The sequence below is a fragment of the Alteromonas sp. G4i13 genome, from assembly GCF_054960505.1.
The window spans coordinates 163,034-182,061 of sequence record NZ_JBHNYX010000004.1 but is presented as its reverse complement, the minus strand read 5'-3'; the positions used below and the strand labels follow the sequence as shown (position 1 = coordinate 182,061).

16 protein-coding genes are annotated in these 19,028 nt (G+C 45.5%); 3 read left to right on the top strand and 13 right to left on the bottom strand.

Translation table 11 applies throughout. The features are described 5' to 3' along the window. The 10 genes from ACFI6J_RS03265 to ACFI6J_RS03220 all read right to left on the bottom strand — a co-directional run. Positions 1-840: uracil-xanthine permease family protein (locus ACFI6J_RS03265; RefSeq protein WP_462585698.1), on the bottom strand; the 840-nt coding region annotated here is incomplete at its 3' end. Positions 841-842: 2 nt separating this feature from the next. After that, entirely contained in the window at positions 843-2,321 is a 1,479-nt protein-coding gene (locus ACFI6J_RS03260; protein ID WP_156086227.1) for an adenosine deaminase family protein, read from the bottom strand. 216 nt (positions 2,322-2,537) lie between these two features. Beyond that, positions 2,538-2,903, bottom strand: coding sequence for an AraC family ligand binding domain-containing protein (locus tag ACFI6J_RS03255; protein WP_014976207.1), 366 nt, complete (start codon positions 2,901-2,903; stop codon positions 2,538-2,540). A 36-nt stretch (positions 2,904-2,939) separates the two neighbouring features. Beyond that, the gene (locus tag ACFI6J_RS03250) at positions 2,940-4,184 is read right to left on the bottom strand and encodes an allantoate amidohydrolase (RefSeq protein ID WP_156086228.1); all 1,245 of its coding nucleotides are present in this window, start codon (positions 4,182-4,184) and stop codon (positions 2,940-2,942) included. Then, a complete protein-coding gene (locus tag ACFI6J_RS03245; RefSeq protein ID WP_348670661.1) occupies positions 4,177-5,445 on the bottom strand; it encodes an alanine--glyoxylate aminotransferase family protein in 1,269 nt (422 codons plus the stop codon). Before ACFI6J_RS03245 ends, ACFI6J_RS03250 begins: the two co-directional genes overlap by 8 nt. Before the next feature lie 10 nt (positions 5,446-5,455). Further along, a complete protein-coding gene (locus ACFI6J_RS03240; protein ID WP_014949089.1) occupies positions 5,456-6,274 on the bottom strand; it encodes a sulfite exporter TauE/SafE family protein in 819 nt (272 codons plus the stop codon). 72 nt (positions 6,275-6,346) lie between these two features. Continuing rightward, a complete protein-coding gene (locus tag ACFI6J_RS03235; RefSeq protein ID WP_348670660.1) occupies positions 6,347-7,924 on the bottom strand; it encodes a gamma-glutamyltransferase family protein in 1,578 nt (525 codons plus the stop codon). Between the two features lie 168 nt (positions 7,925-8,092). Beyond that, on the bottom strand, positions 8,093-9,358 hold the full coding sequence (locus ACFI6J_RS03230; RefSeq protein ID WP_348670659.1) for an amidase: 1,266 nt from the start codon (positions 9,356-9,358) through the stop codon (positions 8,093-8,095). Between the two features lie 183 nt (positions 9,359-9,541). Further along, positions 9,542-10,105, bottom strand: coding sequence for a DUF924 family protein (locus ACFI6J_RS03225; protein WP_014949092.1), 564 nt, complete (start codon positions 10,103-10,105; stop codon positions 9,542-9,544). A gap of 200 nt (positions 10,106-10,305) precedes the next feature. Further along, on the bottom strand, positions 10,306-11,139 hold the full coding sequence (locus ACFI6J_RS03220) for a MurR/RpiR family transcriptional regulator (protein WP_348670658.1): 834 nt from the start codon (positions 11,137-11,139) through the stop codon (positions 10,306-10,308). A 426-nt stretch (positions 11,140-11,565) separates the two neighbouring features. Between ACFI6J_RS03220 and ACFI6J_RS03215 the strand changes: the two genes are divergently transcribed. Together ACFI6J_RS03215 and ACFI6J_RS03210 are read left to right on the top strand one after the other, a co-directional pair. Beyond that, positions 11,566-12,192: a CPBP family intramembrane glutamic endopeptidase gene (locus tag ACFI6J_RS03215; protein ID WP_014976215.1), complete on the top strand. Its 627-nt coding sequence runs from the start codon at positions 11,566-11,568 to the stop codon at positions 12,190-12,192. Between the two features lie 47 nt (positions 12,193-12,239). Then, positions 12,240-13,490, top strand: a complete 1,251-nt coding sequence (locus ACFI6J_RS03210; protein ID WP_239246112.1) for a mechanosensitive ion channel family protein — start codon at positions 12,240-12,242, stop codon at positions 13,488-13,490. Positions 13,491-13,642: 152 nt separating this feature from the next. Here ACFI6J_RS03210 and ACFI6J_RS03205 read toward each other — a convergent pair whose 3' ends face one another. The 3 genes from ACFI6J_RS03205 to ACFI6J_RS03195 form a co-directional block, all read right to left on the bottom strand. Next, complete coding sequence (locus ACFI6J_RS03205) at positions 13,643-14,740, bottom strand: DUF3080 family protein (RefSeq protein WP_275444900.1); 1,098 nt, start codon at positions 14,738-14,740, stop codon at positions 13,643-13,645. A gap of 80 nt (positions 14,741-14,820) precedes the next feature. After that, positions 14,821-15,570 (bottom strand): pteridine reductase, encoded by a 750-nt coding sequence (locus ACFI6J_RS03200; protein WP_131136258.1) that lies wholly within the window; start codon positions 15,568-15,570, stop codon positions 14,821-14,823. 193 nt (positions 15,571-15,763) lie between these two features. After that, positions 15,764-16,648, bottom strand: coding sequence for a fructosamine kinase family protein (locus ACFI6J_RS03195; RefSeq protein WP_348670657.1), 885 nt, complete (start codon positions 16,646-16,648; stop codon positions 15,764-15,766). Positions 16,649-17,093: 445 nt separating this feature from the next. On the opposite strand from ACFI6J_RS03195, the gene thrS reads away from it, so the two are divergent. Next, the gene (thrS, locus tag ACFI6J_RS03190; RefSeq protein WP_348670656.1) at positions 17,094-19,010 is read left to right on the top strand and encodes a threonine--tRNA ligase; all 1,917 of its coding nucleotides are present in this window, start codon (positions 17,094-17,096) and stop codon (positions 19,008-19,010) included. Positions 19,011-19,028 lie beyond the last annotated feature (18 nt).

Sequence of the window (19,028 nt, the reverse complement as noted above, 5' to 3'; positions counted from 1 at the left end):
AGGCTGCTTACAGAAAAGGCTATTTGCGGTTAAGTCGCCGGCCGTTTCTATTGCACTAAACAAATAGATAAGCGCGATAGGTAAAAAGAGAGTGATATCAAATGCAATGCCAAAGGCAAAAGGGGTGGGGATCGCTACGACAGAAAGCGAAGCAAGGCCGCTGAAATCTAATCCTTTTGTAATGCCAACATAGGTTGCACCAATTGCCATACCAATAAAGATGGCGCTTAAACGCAGCCAGTGGTTTGTTGAGGCGTTCAAGAAAACAATAATGAGCAACACGCCAAGGCCGACGGCTAAGTTTTCTGTGCTGGCGAAGTCAGCCGCGTGAAAGCCGCCCGCAAGATCAGTCATGCCTACGTTTATCAAGCTTAGCCCAATAGCGGTTATTACAATTCCTGTAGTTAATGGTGTAATGATACGTTTGAGTTTATGTACAAATAGACTGAACACCACTTCGACCATGGCACCCGCCATAGTTAATCCAAACAACAAAGACAGAACATCTTCGGGTGTTCCTCCATCCGCCTTGACCTGATTTCCTGCCAGTATCAACGCGCTAATAAACGCAAAACTGGTACCTTGGATGGCTACCAATCCACTGCCTACCGGGCCTATACGCTTTGTTTGAATTGCCGTGCCTAAGCCGCTTACAAACAAGGCCATACTGATAAGATAAGGCGTGTATTCAGTAAGGCCCAGTGTTGATGTAACAATAAGAGTCGGGGTAATAACACCGACAAAGCTTGCAAGTAAATGCTGAATTGCCGCGGTAAGTGAAGGAAGAAATGCCGGACTATCATTTAAATCGTAAAGTAGTTCGCTGTGATTTGAAGACATGGTTATTTCCTTGTTATTTCCTTGTTATTTCCTTCATTGGCGCAGACCGAGGCGGCAAACTCGCAGATGAAATCACTGTAGCGTTCCACGTTGCTGTTAAGAGGTTGTACTTTGCTGTTTGCAGAAGGTATTTGGTTAGCGCTTTCCGCTATTAAGGCTAAAAACTGTGTTAGATCTCGGTTTAGCTCAGTAAGTAGTTGCTCTTTTTTCTCGTCTTGTAAAAAGCTGTACTTGATACTGTTTTGACTTAATGTAACTAGCTCACTCCAGCTTAGATTGAACTGGGTAAATGCCAGGTAATATTCATCTGTGAGTGTGGCATCCCACATCCCTCGGTCGTCGGTTGAAAGTGCAGTGGGTACACCGGTTCTTAGAAGTTGAGGAAAGGGATGAGCGCTCAAATCATCGATGTATTCTAACTTTAGGTTTGAAATTAAATTGGTTTCAATCAAATAGCGGTTATGGCGCATGAGCAAATACGTTGAAGGATCTTTTAGCAGATTAATGCCATGGCCTATTCGCTCTGCGCCTAACAATAAGGTGTTGCGAATATTGGTATCTGCATGCTCAGATTCACCTGCATGAAAGGAGAGGCGAATGGTTGGATATTGAGCTCTTAGTTTCGTTATAGGCTCTAAAAAGCGCGTGGGTTGACCTCGGGGATCATCCTCCCTGCCAACCAAATTTATCCCTACATACCATTTTCTATTGGCGTCTACGAATTTGAAGATCCAGTCTAATTGGGCTTCAATGTTGTCAGTAAAACGAACCAAGGCATATTGAAAACGAACGGTGACACCAGTAGCTTTAGCTGCTTCGCTATCGAGCATGTCTGTAATAACTTTAAGTGTTTCAGCAGGAGGAAAGCGGCTACCATCTGCGCGATTCATAAACCTAACGTTCATTTGCGTTTCTAAATAGCGCACATTTTCTTGTTGATACAGCTGCATGTTTCTAAGCAGAACCTGCGCTGTAATATAGGGGTTTTGAGTAAGCTCGCTTAAGCGCTGCCAGTGAAATTCAAAAAACTCCTCTCGACCTTCTTCTGGCTTAACAAGTTCAACACTATGGATAAACGCGTCTTGCTCTTTGTTACTTAGGGCATTCAATGCTTTATATTGCTTTTGTTTACATTTCGTTAGTTTTGAGTGGGTAGTGTTAGAAATAGTATGAAACAACGGCGCCGAGTCACACTCGCTATGATTCACCTTCGTGAAGTACTGATAGCCGCCGTTTAGCGCTTGATTAGTTGCTAGCTCATACCACCATTTGCCGTACGCCGAACCTGATAAGTGATGGTGCAAGTCACCGCCTTTTGGAAACTGTTTAAGTAGTTGATAGGTCTGTGAGTCGGTCAATGACTGTGTATATTGCTTAAACCAATTGTTTGCGTCTTCTTCAGTAGGAAAGGGGTTTGCGGCGGAATAAAGACCAACAAGGGATAAAGACAAAATGAACAGGGTTCGTACAACAAATGACATGAGCAATTTTTCTTAGCAATAGTTGCTCTATGGTTGCAAGATATTGACCAATTGGTCTGCTTAGTAATGTGTTTTTAAGTTGTTGTTTTAAAGTGTTTTTTATGTGGGTTTGGGTCAGGAGCAAATAATTAGGCAATTCGTAAGCCCCATTTTGGTGCCTAAACAAAAAAATGCGCTAAATTAGCGCATTTTTTCAGAGCAGTGCGAACGGTCGTTTTATAGGACTACGCCTTCATCTAACGTCACAAAAATTGAGTGGCGCACTTCATTGTACATTGCGCGGGAACAATGGCCTTCGCCTTCTGTGTCTTCTAGCAATAGTACGTCACCTGCTCCAAACACGTGGCGTTCACCGTTAGACACCGTAAATTCAGCACGCCCTTTAATAATGAAAAGGAGTTGTCGCGCCGGCGCTGGATGCCACTTAAAATCATAATCTGCGGGCGTTTCGCGAAAAATGATCTTATCGGCTCCAAATTTTTCTGAAAGCATGCCGATAGGACCGCCGTCTTTTAGCGCAATCTCCACTTCGCCAAAGTGACTTTTGCCTGCTTCATCGTTGTAAATCCTTGTTATTTTCATTATTAACCCTTCATTAAAACTTTACTGATTTGACCACTACGTATGCTTGAGCTTGCTAATGGTTTTATAAAGTACTGACAAACTGGCGGCCACGTCATCAATGGTAATAGATTCTGCAGGGTGGTGACTTATTCCGCCCTTACAACGTGTGAACAACATGGCCACAGGGCAAATATCAGCAATAGCCATAGCGTCATGACCTGCTCCCGAGGCAAGGACTCTTGGCTTAATCCCGCTTTCTTCTACCCCCCGAACGAGTGCTTCTTTTAGCTGGCTATCGCAATGTACCGCGGGCGCGCTGTGGGTTTGCTCCCGTGTTAGCGTTATTTGTCTTGCATGCGCAATGGCATCAAACTTTTGCAATATTTCTGCCAATACAGAATCTCGCAATTCATCATCTTCGCTTCTGATATCGAGAGAAAAACGTGTGCGACCAGAAATGACGTTAACGCCGTTTGGCGCATTTTCAATTTTACCTACCGTGGCTACAACGCCCGGACGCTGCAAGCTAATGCTCTCTACAGCCAATAGCATCTCTGCACTTGCGCACAGCGCATCTCGTCGCATAGACATTGGCACAGTGCCAGCGTGACCCGCCATGCCTTCTACTGAAAAATTTAAACGTTTTGCACCTGCAATAGCACTGACAACGCCAACAGGCAGATTTTCTTGTTCTAAAACAGGGCCTTGTTCAATGTGAAGCTCTATGTAGCCCAAAATATCGGTACGGGAAATAGCGGCACTGTTTACTGCGTCGAAATTAAGACCGAAGTTCGCCATGGCTTGCTCTAAGTTCACGCCATTTTCATCTTTTAAATGACGCCATTGCTCTTGCCACTTACCGGTGAGCGCGCGGCTTCCTAAAAGGGTGGTGCCAAATCGCGTACCTTCTTCATCACAAAAACCCACAATATCGATATGAAAAGGGAACTTGGTTTGCGTGCCGTCAAACATAGCGACCAGCGAAATAGCGGCGACTACACCTAGCATTCCGTCGTACTTTCCGCCGTTAGGCACAGTATCGAGGTGGCTACCTAGAATTAATCGCGGTGCGTTGGGCACGCTTGATGTATAGCGCCCCCATATATTGCCAACGGCGTCTTGCCAGGTTGTCATTCCTGCTTCAATCATCCACCCTGAGGCTAGTTGATTTGCAAGCTTGTGTTGTTCGGTCAAATAGCGCCTGTCTAAACAGGCTGGGTCCTGGCTTAAGGTGCCTAATGTTTCGCACCTTGCCATAACTTGCGTAGCTAATTCAGCAAATTCTGCGAATTCACCCATTGGTGACTCCCGCCGCTTTAGCCTTAGCATAAACGCTAAGCGCAGCATCTACACCTTTACCAGCAGGTAGCGCAACCCCTTGCATACGAAGCACAGTTTCAAGGGACTGGAGGGTATGTAACACGGCATCTTCTCTGGCGTTATAGCCCATAGTGCCAATGCGCCAAATTTTTCCTTTTAGCGGACCAAAACTAGTGCCTATTTCAATGTTAAAACGCAGAAGTAAGGTTTCGCGTACCTCTTCGCCATGAACACCCTCGGGAATATGAACACCTACAACATTGTACATTTTGTGTTTCAGGTCGCCGAAGGGCTCAAGTCCCATGGCCTGAATACCGGCTAGCATGGCGTCGCCCGCTACTTTGTGACGAGCAATCACGTTCTCCTGGCCTTCTTCTAAATGCAGGCGCGCGCATTCACGGGCGCAATAGAGCATACTGGCCGCTTCGGTGTGGTGATTTAGTCGCTCCTCGCCCCAATAATCCATGATCATGGGCAAGTCGAAGTAGTTAGAACGAATTTTAGGGCCACGCGCGGCTTCATGGTGAGCATCGCGAATGCCGGCTTCAACGTGGTGACGGGTACGCACGGTTTTAACAAACTTGTCGCTTAGTGTAATAGGAGCACTGCCTGATGGGCCTCCTAAGCACTTTTGCAGGCCAACTGACACCGCATCTAATTTCCATGCATCAACGTCTAGCGGGTTCCCACCTACTGACGCTGTTGCATCGCAGTAAAACAACACATCGTTTGCTTCACAAATCGCGCCAATTTCTGCAAGCGGTTGCAGCATGGTGGTGGACGTATCCCCTTGAACAATGGCAAGCAGTTTTGGTTTTACGTCTTTTATCGCCTTTTCAATCTGTTCAGGCGTAAACACTTCGCCCCACGGCACTTCAATGGTGTGAACTTCAGCGTCGGCGCGCTCTGCAATTTCAGCAAGCAAATGCCCAAAACGCCCGAAGATAGGTACGAGGACTTTATCGCCTGGCTCAATTGCCGATACCAATACAGCTTCAATTCCAGCGCGCGACGTACCGTCAACCAAGAAGGTTTGCTGGTTTTTCGTATTGAAAACATCGCGGTAAAGTTGCATCACCTCGTTCATGTAGCCAGTCATTACAGGGTCATATTGACCTACTAACTGGGTAGACATGGCGCTTAACACACGGGGGTAGCAGTTAATTGGGCCCGGGCCCATTAGCAAGCGAGGCGGCGGGGATAGTGGAGCAAACGTTCTGTTAGAAGCTTCTTTAGACATGTGGGCACTCCTAGATAAGCACTTGCGCTAGCATGCGCAAGCCAGTGATGATGAGAACAACGGCGAAGATTTTCTTAAGTAAGCCAGCGTCTAGCTTGTTGGCTATGCTTGCTCCGACAGGCGCAAATAACACGGTGAGCGGAACAATGCAGACAAACCCCAGCAAGTTTACATAGCCGTACGTAGCGAAGGGAGCGTCAACAGGAGTGGTACCAACAAATAGCAGCGTGAGTGCCGCTGGAAGCGAAATAATTAAACCGACTGCAGCTGCGGTACCCACCGCTTTGTGTGCTGGGTAGTTACAAAATGTGAGAGTCGGCACGGTTAACGTACCGCCACCAATGCCTACCATAGAACTAAATAGGCCAATGCAGGTTGCCATAATCGACTGACCCGCGCGGCCCGGTAGCCCTTTAAATAGCGCGTCTTTCTTGCCAATAAGCATATTAATGGCAGACAAGGTTGCAATAATGCCAAACAGTAAGGTAAGGAACGTCGGGTTAACAGCCGTCACCGCATAGCTTCCGGCAAGCACGCCAATTAAAATGAACACTGCCCACGCTTTTAGCAACGCAAAGTCTACATTGCCCTTACTGTGATGAGCACGAATAGAGCTTACTGAAGTAGGGACGATGGTTGCCAGAGACGTTGCCGTGGCTATTACCATTGCGCTCTCAGGGGACACACCAAGGGCTTGGAACAAGAAAAACAGTACCGGCACAATAACAATGCCTCCACCTACGCCAAGCATTCCTGCTAGTATGCCTGCGAACACGCCTGTTCCTGCTAGCGATAATATAACCGTTAGGTTATCCATTAAAAACTGCATGTGATTTCTTTCTCTTTAACGTTTGTTGGTTTAACTATTTTTCAGTGCTGCGTCTTAGCCACTGGGAATAAACTAGCGATGTCCAAAGTAGGCTTTGCCGTCACTTCTTGGGTCGCTTGCGCCGCTAACTGTACCTTCTGTGTCGCGAATAATTGCACCAGCATGACCCATGAGTTCGTTGCAAGGATCTACCGTCACCATATCGTGGCCCCGTGCCAGTAAGCTCTCACCCACATACTCAACTAAATCTCGCTCTGCTTTTAAGTTGTGACTTTGATCGCCCCATGTTCTACCAAGAAGCCAACGGCCTAGGGAAATAGCCTTGGCGATAGGTTGGTCGTGGTACACATGACGAGCAAACAGCGCCGCTTGGGTTTGAGGCTGACCTTCACCACCCATGGTGCCGTAGCTCATGCGTCGACCGTCAACAAGCTCAGCGAAAGCGGGGTTAAGTGTGTGAAATGGTTTTAAGCCTGGTGCCAAATATTGGTTACTGCTTGGAACGAGTGAAAACGAAGTGCCACGGTTGTTCCACACAATGCCTGTTTGCGGGCTCACTACGCCCGAGCCGAACTCCCAATATAGCGACTGTATATAGCTCACCATTCGGCCTTCAGAGTCGCAGCAACCCATCCAAATAGTATCGCCGTGCTTGGCTTCATGGGGCCAAGGAAGTGCTTTATCTAAAGAAATGTTCTTCACCATTTCATCAAGTACATCATCACTTAACAGGCTTTGTAAGTTAACGGGCGTACGAGACGGGTCGGTTACGTTCGCGTTACGTGCAATGAAGGCTTGTTTCGTGCATTCAATAAGTAAATGCACCATGTCAGCATCGGTGCTGCCCAAATGCTGAACTTTGTCGTACAAGGCTAAAATAATGAGCGACGCTACACCTTGTGTGGGCGCCGGCAAGTTATAAAGCTTGCCTTTGCTGGTGGACACTGACAATGGCTCAACAATTGTCGCTTTGTAATTGTTAAAATCTTCAAGGCGAATAGGGGAGCCGGCGGCTTCTAAGTCTTCTGCCAGCTGCGAAGCTAACTCACCGTGGTAAAAATCATCTAACCCTTTTTCTGCTAAATGCTTCAAAGTTTCAGAGAGCTTTGTTAGCTTTAAAATTTTACCTTTTTTAAGGGCTTTCCCCTTAATCAAAAACTGAGCGAAATTTTCATCCGCACTTAGCTCGTCAAAGGTTTTGTTGCTGGCATCCACCAAGCTCTGGGTAACTTCAATTCCCCAGTTAGCTTGACTAATCGCCGTATCGAACAATGTGCTTAACGGTAAACCGCTTTGCCATTTGTGACTTATTTCAAGCGCGGCTTGCCAACCAGCAACTGCGCCTGCCATGGTTAATGCTGACTTTCCGCCTCGACTAGGTATGGCATCGCTACCCTCGTAGAAAGAAGGTGTCGCGCCCTTTGCTGCTACGCCAGATGCATCAATGCCAATAGGCTTTTTACCAGGTTCACTGATTAGCCAAAATCCATCACCGCCCATGCCATTCATGTGCGGGTATTCAACCGCGATAGATGCTGCAGCAGCTACCATAGCTTCAATAGCGGTGCCGCCTTTTTCTAATATGTTTAAGCCCACTTGCGATGCCGCAAAGTGAGGGGCAGTAAACGCTATAGTTGGTTTTTCACTCATTTTTAATTCCTTCAAAAACTCGGCAACCGCGCAGTCAGGTTAAGCCCAAATCAGGCAAAATGACGGGCGCTTAGGTCTTACTTCCGCTTTCTAGTTTCAACTTGAATGCGATAGGGCGCTAATGCTTTTTTTAAGTGCAACTTAAAAAAACAGGCGCGCTTTACACGTTTAGCGAGTGGTCAGCTTTTTTGCTAACGCGAGAAGTGCAAGATCGTTGCCTTTTTTGCCCACTAGCGATAATCCGCATGGGGCGTTGTGTAGGGTAAACAACGGCAAATGAAGTTGGGGTAATCCCGCAAGCCCAGCTATCGCCGTGAGTGCGAGCAGAGCGTTTCTATCATTTGCCAGCGTTGTTTCATCGGCATCACATCGAGGTGCTACACCGGGTGTCGTGGGAACAATCAATACATCTATTTCTTCAAACAGCGTGTTTAAATGATTGATTACCACAGATTGTTGCGCTTTAGCTTGCTCTACTTCTTGCGTTGTTATGGTTTTACACCAATTCAAGCGCAACATTATATCTTTGGCGATATCGGGTTGAGTGTATCCAATCCATTCGCCATGTTGCTGCCATATTTCATTGCCCTGTAAGGTACGAAAGGTAGCGGCAGTTTGTAAGGTTTTTAAATCTAGCTGTGTCTCTGACAATACAATACAGTCGTTGTTATCAGCCAGCGCTGCAAGCCATGTTTTGCACAGCGATTTGTGAGCGGCCTGCTCAAATAAATGCGCCGCTATGCCAAATCGAGGCGAACCTGATATTTCACTTTGTGTTGCGCTATCTATGCAGACATTGGCAACCTTAGTCAGCGTGTTTAGGTCGCGTGTCATCCAGCCCACGGTATCAAACGACGGGGCAAGTGCCACCATGTTGTCGCAGGCCACAACGCCGTGCGTGGTGCGAAGCCCCCATAACCCTTGATAGCTAGACGGTACGCGAATAGAGCCGCCGGTGTCGGTGCCAAGCCCTATGTCGGCAAGGTGCGCGCTAACGGCCACCGCTGAACCTGACGAAGAACCACCAGGTATATGAGCTGGTGCCACTGGATTTACCAGTGTTTCGTAGTGCTTATTCTGCCCGTGTAAACTGTAGGCAAGTTCATCAGTGATGGTTTTGCCTTTGAACGTGGCACCCGCTTGAAGCATCTTTGCTACGCAACGATTTGTGTTTTTCGGAATCGCGTGTGTGGCTAACCAATCAGGATTTCCTGCTGCAGTTGGCAATCCTTCAATGTGAAACAAATCTTTCACTGCCAGACCTAGTCCGCTAAGCGGCAATTTACTTTGACTTTTTGCCTGATTCAGCGCTTTTCCTGACGCCGAAAATGCGTCATCTTTAACACTACCGTCAAGACTGAATGCGATTTCTAGGTTTTTAATTGCCTGTGTGAACTTGGCATCACAGGGCTTCAGTACAAAAGGAGAGCTCACAGCGCGTTACTTATTCGTTATTGTTTCTTTATTCGTCTTTAGATTAATGAAACAACTGTTTCATTAAAAAGTCAAGAGAAACGAACGTTACTTCATTGGGCATTTTAGTACGTACATTATTTTCTGTGAGTTACATAATTGGTAAAGCGCTGAGTAAATCGTTAAAGAACACTAAATAAGTTGCTAAAAGCCTTGGGGGTTTTGCTTCAGGTATGCAACTTCTTCTGGTGTCGACTCGCGCCCTAAAATTCGGTTGCGGTGAGGGTAGCGGCCAAACATTTCAATTATCTGTTGATGGCGCTTTTCAAAGGAGAATTCTCTTTCAAGGCCTTCTTGTGAAAATAGTTCCAATGCGACGTCGTGGATTGCGAGTGATTCACTATGCATAAACGGCATATACAGAAACGCTCGCTGCTGCGGTGTAAGTACCTTATCGGCTTCAACACTTACCGCTTCTTGCGCAAGAACCAAAGCAATGCTGTCTGCACTGAATGCATCTTTGTCATTGCGATGAATATTTCGCGAGAATTGATCGAGAAGAATTATTTCGGCAAGACGACCGGTAGCCGTCGCTCGCCAAGGCCACAACTCGCCCTTTATGGCTGCTGCACGCAATTTTGAAAATCGCGAAGTGATCGTTTTATCTAGTGCTGCATCTTCCTTAAACCATTGCTCTGGGGAGAGTTCTCCAAACCAAAAGTCTAGCACACCGTTAGCTTCTTCCATGACTACTTGCGTTTTATCCATATCAACTCCAACCACACGCTTTTAGCAGTGAAATTAAATTAACAGGTACGTTTTTATGCATTAAAACCCAAAATAAGCGTTGTGAATTAATACTTATACCCATTTTTAAGCGCTTTAGTTCCCTTTACGCTTGCAAAATAACAATTCTCTGCTATCCGCTCTCTTTATAGTATTGCTTAAAAAGTGTTCTGTGGGAAGGGTTAACGCTTTGGACTTTCTAGCTCATCCATTTGAATGTAGATGTCAGTAATCGCGTCGACGCGGTCTGCGGCCTGGCTTCCTAATACTTCGTAGGTGAGGTTACACAGTGATGCAACCAGGCTCATTGGAGCCGCGTAACTATCAAAAGGCGAGTCACTGCCAATGTGAGTAACGAGCAGGTGGTCGACATCGTGACGATATCCTTGGCCCGTTGGATCGGTAATTAATACGGTTTTACAGTGTTTAATGCTATTTAAAACAAACTTGAATTGACGGGTTCTACGACGAAAACCAAAAAGTACGACAAGATCATTTTCGGTTAGGTCGATAATATCTTCACTAAGTGTTTGACCGGGCTGAGGAAGCACACGGACCGACGCACGAATTTGTTTGAGCTGCTGCCTAAAATGAAGTGCAATGGGGTAGGCGTTTCTAAAACCAATCAAGGTGACCTGGCCTGCTGATGCCAGCAATTTAGCAATATCTGTCAACGCCTCTGAGGAAGTGCTATCAAATGTATTGGCCAAATTCTTACTATCATTCTCATGCTGAAGTACGCCACTTGAAGGGCTTACAACAGGCACGCCTTGCTCACGTAGCTGAACAAGCGCCTCTTTAGCTTGCTGGTGCGAGTCAAACCCCAGCTGGCGAAAGAAGCGACTGACTGTGGCCTTTGACGTCCCCGTTATTTCTGCAATTAAAGACGTAGATTGACTTAATACTGCGATAGGATTCTGCTGAATATAATGCGCAATAGCCTTGCCCGAAGGGGACAAAGAGGCATAGTGGTTTTCAATTTGCTGTAAAACGTCGCTAGGGCTATTTTTTGTCATTGGTATCGCCTTATACATCTTATGCAATTATTTCACGACTTTTGTGCGATATACAAACACTACCTGAATTCAACGCGTTCACGTACTTCAAAATAGGTTTTTCGAAGCCGACTATTGAAGTAGAACATTATAATAAGCGTTGTTGCTCATTACTAAAAAACGCTTACAAGTTTCCACTGCTCTTAAAAAACCTTATCTATATAGAGAGTTACGAATGCGCAGTAAAGTATAGGGCTAAAGTAGCACTTAATTAATCACTCATGCTTTGCAAATTGGCACTACACTTTCATAGACATAAACCGTAAAAATTCACAAAAGTGTCATCGGTTGGTAATTACCTTGTTGGTTTAGCATCGATTCTAGTTAGTAAAAACGTTTGGGGAATAGATCAGCGAACCTAGCATGATTGAGAGAAAGAGGTGAGTTGTGGCAAAGCTGTGGTCTGAATTGATCTTGCTCTTTGTGGTGATTCCCTTTGCCGTTCTCTACTGGATAAAGCATTTTGCAAATTATCTCATGCCTATTTTAGGTGTTATGGGACTTTGTTGCTTAGCTATCTTGTTAGCAGATAAGCAATTTAAACGCATTAAATTGTGGCATTGGGAAGACTATCGAACGCATTTAAAAAGTACGTTAAGGTTATTTTTGCCTTGGGCGAGCTTACTGGCGCTGGTAGTTTACTTTTTTAAACCGGAATTGTTCCTACATTGGCCTATGAACCAGCCATGGATGTGGGTAGCTACATTATTGATTTATCCGTTAGTGTCGGTCATCCCGCAAGAGATCATTTTTCGAACGTACTTTTTCCACCGTTACAAGCGAATACTACCTTCGAAATATGCAAGGTGGGCCTTAAGTACTTTTTTATTTGGTCTAGCCCACTTAGTGTACGGTAACTGGATTGCTGTAGTCATTTCTTGGATTGGCGGTGGCATTTTCGGTTATAGGTATATGCAAACTAACTCGACGCCCGTGGTGGTTATAGAACACGCTATATGGGGCAGTTTTTTATTTACCATCGGGCTGGGATCTTATTTAGTTATCGCGTCGTAGTTATTTATATTAAAAACCGAAACACATGAACGCCAAGGAGTGAGGTGATGTTCAGTGCGCAACAAATATTACAACCCTCTATTTTAAATAATCGAGCGGGGCTTTCTTTCTCGCAAACCGACAGCGAACCTTTTATACAAACTTTGCTTCAACAAAGTGACGAAGGTGGCGCAATAAGCAGTTTATCAAGTGCACAGTCGCTACTCTCTCAGCTTTGGGAGAACTTTGTTTATCGATTACCGGGGTTGGCACTAGGCTTAGTTATCATGGCGGCGTTTATCCTTTTAGCGCCGCATATTGCCAAGGTTTTAGTTAAACCGTTAACCCGTACGACCACATCTCCACTGCTGCGCTCAGTCATTCAAAGAAGTGTCAGTTTAGTCTTAATTTTACTCGGTATTTATCTATTTTTGTTCTTAGCTGGGCTCACCGGATTTGCAATCGCGGTGGTGAGTGGTACAGGTGTGGTGGGGCTTATTCTTGGTTTCGCCTTTCGCGACATCGCCGAGAACTTTATTTCAAGCCTACTGCTTACTATTCAACGCCCCTTTAGAATAGGGGATATCGTACAAATCAACGATTTCACCGGCATCATTCAGAAAGTTACGGCACGTGCGACTACACTGGTGGATTTTGACGGCAACCATATTCAAATACCTAACGCGACTATTTACAAAGGGGTAATCAAAAACCTTACGGCCAACCCGCTAATGCGTGGTCAGTTTGTTATTGGCGTTGGCTACGATGCTGATATACAACACGCTCAGCAGATGGCGCAAGAAATTACGTCAGCACAAGACAACGTGTTAATCGACCCTGAACCGCAAATTCTTATCGATGAATTAGGCCCCTCGACCTACAACATCAAGGTTTATTTTTGGGTGGATGTAGAGAAAACGAGTGTACTAAAAATGGCGTCGGTGCTGATGCGTAAAATCACTCAGGCCTTCTTAGAGGCGAATATCAGTATGCCTGATGATGCGAGAGAGCGCATTTTCCCTGAGGGTATGCATATTTATCATGCTTCCGAAAAAGGCGCTTCAAGCGCTAACCCTTCAGAAAACGTAGCAAATGAGTTAAGTGAAAGTACGACAGAACAAAAGAACGTAAAAAGCTTGGATAGCGAAGAGAATAGTGGAGCCACAGAAAATCGAAACGAAAGGTCAAGTGCAAAAGAGGCTGGAAATACGCGCCCACAAGAATCGAAAATCAATGATGATGTGTCTTCCGAAGCCCATGAGATACGAGAGCAGGCTCGGAATTCGAGAGATCCGGAAGCAGGAGAAAATATTCTTTAACATTTGTTATGTGAAGGATTATTGGAATGTGTCATTTGCCCTTTTTCAAATCTAGAAGGGAACCGAACATATTGAACGTGCTTCGGCAAAGCTAGCCAGAGGTGAGGAGATGTTTAGCAAAAGCTGGGCTAGTGGATTTGCTCGTCGCGCTATTAAACAGGCGCGACGGGCGATAGATTACATCTACCAAGGAATCCTTGCCATAAGTTGACATGCGCTTTCATGACGCTGCTGTATTGGTTGAATCCGTCTTGTGACTGTTGCCTGATGTAGCGTTTGAATTCCTCGTGCAGCGACGGCTGCGCAAGCCAGTCTTCCCATAATGGGGCTAGTTTGTAATGGTATTGATTTACCAAACTTCCTACAGGTTGTATTTCCTCAATAAAGAAAAGGTAGAATACATTACGCAATATTTTTGCTTTGTCGCTAGCGCGACCTTCTGGGCAGCTTACAGCATCAAGCTCGGTTTCAAGCATATCCGTAAGCAATGAGAGGTTTTGCGTTAAGGTTTGTTGTGTATGCCAAAGTGTAGCGGGTAACCTGGCTGAGCGTATAATTTTTAGCTGTTGTTCAAGCTCGCTGCTCTCAATAATCTTCTCACTATTATTTTCATTCGTAGCCTCTGTTTCTGTATCGCTCGATGCTGTATTGGAAGAATACACATCGCTCAAGAGCAATTCTTTGTTACTTAAGTTGTTAATATAATAAAGCGCGTTTACGCTAGAAAGTGCGTCTTTATTATTCTCAACTGAGAAAAGACGTTCAGGTGTATTAAGCGCCAGACGCAACTCTTGGCTCCCTTGGACTAGGTTTGCCCACGTTTTACTGTATTCTTGTGTCTTTTGTTCACGCCACGATGCGATGGTTGCTGCCAGTGCCGCGTTTCTCTTGTTAGACTCGTTTTCTTTCGTGAGCGCTGCTTCACAGCTTTTGAGTACAGTAAGCAGCTTGCTCTCATAAACAAGCCGCTGTGATGGCAGCTGACTTTTTCCTAGCGACGTATTGCGTTCGGCAACTACAGTGCCCAGCTCACAATCTTGCAGCGCATAAAACTCACGCAGGTTTATACTCACGCCCTCAATAGCGTGTTTAAGCGTGGCGGAGTCAGCAAGTTTGGGAAGCGGGGTGGTAATCTTATCGTTAAACGAATCGGGGAGGGGCGTATCGAGTACACGCGAGAGTCGTGCGGCGTAATCGTCAATGCTTTGCTTTACGGTACTACCGCCAAAACAGCCTAGCAAAGCAAACATGGCAACACTGATGACACCAGCGCGGCAAGCGTTTCTTAGTTGCGAAACTTTTAGGTGCCATGGTTTCGCTTGGGAAATATTCACGCGGAGGCACCAGTATGAAGTCCGCGCCCGCCATCGACATAAATGATTTGTCCAGTGATGTAAGGGGCTGATGCCAAGAACGACAATGTTTTAGCAATGTCATTTGGTGTACCTAGTTCACCCAGTGGAATACTCGATATCAGTTTGTCTTTTTCGTCCTCGTCCATTTCCCGTTCTGGCCACAAAATTGCTCCTGGCGCAATACCATTTACGCGAACGTTGGGGGCTAAGTCTATAGCTAACGATTGGGTTAGTGAGGCAAGACCGGATTTAGCAATGAGGTAAACACTGTGTTTGGGGAGTGGACGGTCAATATGCATGTCGACCATATTGATAATGCAGCCTTTACTTACCGCTAATGCGGGGGCCAATGTTTGTGACAAAAACAATGGCCCCTTCACGTTACTGCCTATCAGAGATACCCAGTCGTCTTCTGAAATTTCGCCCACCGGAGTGGGGTAAAAACTAGAAGCATTATTTACTAAAACGTTTATCTGACCCCAAATGCCTAATGCTCGCTGCCCAAGTGCACTTACTTCGTCTGAATTACAAAGGTTGGCTTGGAGACAGGTAGCAGAGTCCTCCCGCTGACTATTTAGCTTTTCAGCCAGCGCAAGTGCCTCGTCTTTAGAGTGCCCATAATGGATAATAACGCGATAGCCTTCGCTATGGAGCTGACACGCCATGGCGGCGCCAATTCGCTTTGCTGCCCCGGTAATGAGTGCTACAGGGCCTGAGTTTGTCATAATAAAAGCTACTCTCTATTCTAAGTCTTCATATGTTTATATGCTGTTCTTACACATGTTAAGCGCTATCTAATGTAGGATTTCTACGGTAATTCACGCATAAACCAGGTAACAGACAATAACGTACAGGCTTGTTCGTATGTCGCTTTGTATATCGCGCTATACATTGCCTATGCGCGGCACTACTTAGGAATTAGGGGCTGTAAATGTCATCTAATATTTGTTTGGCTTGCGCTATGTAGTGCGCGCCAAATAATAACCCGTGATTTAAAATATGGTAAAGCTGGTAAATTGGTTTTCTTAATCGGTAATTTTTTTCAATTGGGGTGTGTTGATGGTAACCCTCAAAGAATGATTGGGGAAAGCCACCAAACAATTCGGCCATGGCAAGGTCGGTTTCGGCGTCCCCAACGTACACCGCTGGGTCGAATAAGACTGGCCCTTTCTTGTTAAATCCCGCGTTACCCGTCCATAAATCTCCATGAAGTAGGGAAGGGTGGGGTTGATGTAAGCTTAAGAGATGTCTTACTCGAGTAACAATATCGTCTATATTGCCATCTCCGCTTTTCCATGTACCAATTGATGCCAAGCGTTCTAGCATGCTACCAATCCGCTTTTCTGCAAAAAAGTCAGCCCAAGACGCCATTCTTCCATTGGTTTGTACACTGGCACCAATGTAATTGTCATGCGGCCATCCATAGCTGGTGTAGGCGTTAACCGCATGAAGTGCAGCGAGTTGCTGCCCTAAAATGAAATAGTCATTTTCAGAAGGTTCAATAAATCGAACATGAGAAAGTACCAAATATTCCATATTAGGCGTTTCATTGGCTGTAATTCCATGGCAAATGACTCGCGGGGTAGCAATGGTTTGCGTGTTAGCGATGGCCGCTAGTCCTTCGGCTTCATGAGATAATTGCTGAGTATCATCATATTTGCGGGTTTTAACAAAGTAGCGATGGGTCGTATCTTTTATGATGTAACTTTCGTGTGTATCTCCGCCACTTACTCGTTCGGCTTTTTGGCAGCTAAAAAACTGCTGGGTTTCATCTGAAATATGCTCGCTGATAAAATGCCACATATTGCACGCTCTGCTTGTTTTAATGCTTTTTTCAAGGCGATTGGAGTGTTGAGTGACTCTTTCCTATGGCACACTAGAACACCAGCGAAGAGCTAGTCCAGCAACCTTTATCGCCTTACACTAAAGTATGGGATAAAAACGGTGAAATGCATAAATTACAACTCAAAATCTTCCTAAACGAAATCAAACCTTCACAAATTAGCCAATAAAGGCTTTTCGATATTGAAGTTGCCCCTACACTGGTTATAATCCACCACTTGCTTTAATACTGAGAAAACTCAGTAAGTTCGAGGCGTATACAGTTTTGCAGTACCAATGCGCTGTATTTTTATGCTGTACTTTAGTCGCTTTAAATAAAGCAAGTTTCGAGTGCTATAAAGCACGATTAAATTTTCAAAATATGCATGTGGCGCAGAGTAGGCGTCACCACTGTAAAGGAATTAAAATGCCTGTAATTACCCTTCCTGATGGAAGCCAACGCGCTTTCGATAACTCTGTTTCTGTACTAGATGTTGCAAACGATATTGGCCCTGGTTTAGCCAAAGCAACCATTGCGGGGAAAGTAAACGGCGAACTTGTAGACGCTGTTGACATGATTGACGCGGACGCACAACTTCAAATAATCACTGCAAAAGACGATGAAGGTTTAGAAATTCTTCGTCACAGTTGCGCGCACTTGTTAGGTCACGCTATCAAACAACTTTGGCCTAACACCAAAATGGCTATCGGCCCAGTTATCGACAACGGTTTTTACTACGATGTTGATATGGAAGAAAGCCTAACCCAGGAAGATTTAGCCAAACTAGAAAAGCGAATGCTTGAACTGGCTAAAACCAATTACAACGTGGTTAAGAATAAAGTGAGCTGGCAAGAAGCACGCGACGCATTTGAAGCGCGCGGCGAAAGCTACAAAATGGAAATTCTTGATGAGAACATCAGCAAGGACGACCGCCCGGCACTTTATCACCATGAAGAATACACAGATATGTGTCGTGGCCCTCACGTGCCAAACATGAAGTTCTGTCACCACTTCAAACTAATGAAAGTGGCAGGTGCTTACTGGCGTGGCGACAGCGACAACAAAATGCTTCAGCGTATTTACGGTACTGCGTGGGCAGATAAAAAGCAGCTTAAATCTTACCTACAGCGCCTAGAAGAAGCGGAAAAGCGCGACCACCGTAAAATTGGTAAAGCACTTAACCTTTTCCATTGGCAAGAAGAAGCACCGGGTATGGTGTTTTGGCACAACGACGGTTGGTCAATTTACACCGAGCTAGAAAGCTATGTGCGTAAGAAGCTTCGTGAATACGATTATGACGAAGTTAAAGGTCCATTAATGATGGACCGTACGCTTTGGGAAAAATCGGGTCACTGGGACAAATACGCTGAAAACATGTTCACCACTGAATCTGAAAAGCGTGAATATGCCGTTAAGCCAATGAACTGCCCAGGCCACGTACAGATTTTCAACCAGGGTTTGAAATCGTACCGCGACCTGCCTCTTCGTATGGCTGAGTTTGGCTGCTGTCACCGTAACGAACCATCGGGCGCACTACACGGTCTAATGCGTGTTCGTGGCTTTACGCAAGACGATGCTCACATTTTTTGTACTGAAGAACAGATCCTAGAAGAGGTGAGTGGCTGTATTAAGATGGTGTACGAGACATACGCTGCGTTTGGTTTCGAAAACATCAAAGTTAAGCTGTCTACTCGCCCAGAAAAGCGCGTAGGTGCTGACGAGATTTGGGACAAATCGGAAGCTGCGCTTGCAGATGCACTTAAAGCTAATGACATCGAGTTCGATTATCAACCTGGAGAAGGTGCGTTCTACGGACCGAAAATTGAGTTTACACTGCACGATTGCTTAGACCGTGCATGGCAGTGCGGAACCGTACAGCTAGATTTTTCAATGCCAGGTCGCTTGGGCTCTACTTATGTAGCTGAAGATGGCGAGCGCAAAGTACCGGTAATGATTCACCGCGCTATTTTGGGTTCATTAGAACGCTTCATTGGAATTTTGACCGAAGAATTTGCAGGTTTCTTCCCACTCTGGTTGGCGCCTCAGCAGGTTGTGGTAATGAATATTACTGACAAACAAGCTGATTACGCATCAAATTGTGTAAAAAAACTGCAAGATTTAGGGTTTAGAGCAAAGTCTGACTTGCGAAATGAGAAGATCGGCTTTAAAATCCGCGAGCACACATTAAAGCGTATTCCATATATGCTAGTTGTGGGCGATAAAGAAATGGAAGCGGGCGAAGTAGCAGTGCGCTCTCGTCGCGGCGACGACCTAGGCAAAATGAGCCTGGAAGACTTTATTGCCATGGCTCAACAAGAAGTTGTAGAAAAGGCAATTAAATAGTTGAGCAATTTGTGTATA

What these genes read in the sequence shown, in the direction of transcription:
- ACFI6J_RS03260 (WP_156086227.1), bottom strand. Translation starts at nt 2,321, where the DNA reads ATGTCATTTGTTGTACGAACCCTGTTCATTTTGTCTTTATCCCTTGTT.
- ACFI6J_RS03255 (WP_014976207.1), bottom strand. Translation starts at nt 2,903, where the DNA reads ATGAAAATAACAAGGATTTACAACGATGAAGCAGGCAAAAGTCACTTT.
- ACFI6J_RS03250 (WP_156086228.1), bottom strand. Translation starts at nt 4,184, where the DNA reads ATGGGTGAATTCGCAGAATTTGCTGAATTAGCTACGCAAGTTATGGCA.
- ACFI6J_RS03245 (WP_348670661.1), bottom strand. Translation starts at nt 5,445, where the DNA reads ATGTCTAAAGAAGCTTCTAACAGAACGTTTGCTCCACTATCCCCGCCG.
- ACFI6J_RS03240 (WP_014949089.1), bottom strand. Translation starts at nt 6,274, where the DNA reads ATGCAGTTTTTAATGGATAACCTAACGGTTATATTATCGCTAGCAGGA.
- ACFI6J_RS03235 (WP_348670660.1), bottom strand. Translation starts at nt 7,924, where the DNA reads ATGAGTGAAAAACCAACTATAGCGTTTACTGCCCCTCACTTTGCGGCA.
- ACFI6J_RS03225 (WP_014949092.1), bottom strand. Translation starts at nt 10,105, where the DNA reads ATGGATAAAACGCAAGTAGTCATGGAAGAAGCTAACGGTGTGCTAGAC.
- ACFI6J_RS03220 (WP_348670658.1), bottom strand. Translation starts at nt 11,139, where the DNA reads ATGACAAAAAATAGCCCTAGCGACGTTTTACAGCAAATTGAAAACCAC.
- ACFI6J_RS03210 (WP_239246112.1), top strand. Translation starts at nt 12,240, where the DNA reads ATGTTCAGTGCGCAACAAATATTACAACCCTCTATTTTAAATAATCGA.
- ACFI6J_RS03205 (WP_275444900.1), bottom strand. Translation starts at nt 14,740, where the DNA reads ATGTTTGCTTTGCTAGGCTGTTTTGGCGGTAGTACCGTAAAGCAAAGC.
- ACFI6J_RS03200 (WP_131136258.1), bottom strand. Translation starts at nt 15,570, where the DNA reads ATGACAAACTCAGGCCCTGTAGCACTCATTACCGGGGCAGCAAAGCGA.
- ACFI6J_RS03195 (WP_348670657.1), bottom strand. Translation starts at nt 16,648, where the DNA reads ATGTGGCATTTTATCAGCGAGCATATTTCAGATGAAACCCAGCAGTTT.
- thrS (WP_348670656.1), top strand. Translation starts at nt 17,094, where the DNA reads ATGCCTGTAATTACCCTTCCTGATGGAAGCCAACGCGCTTTCGATAAC.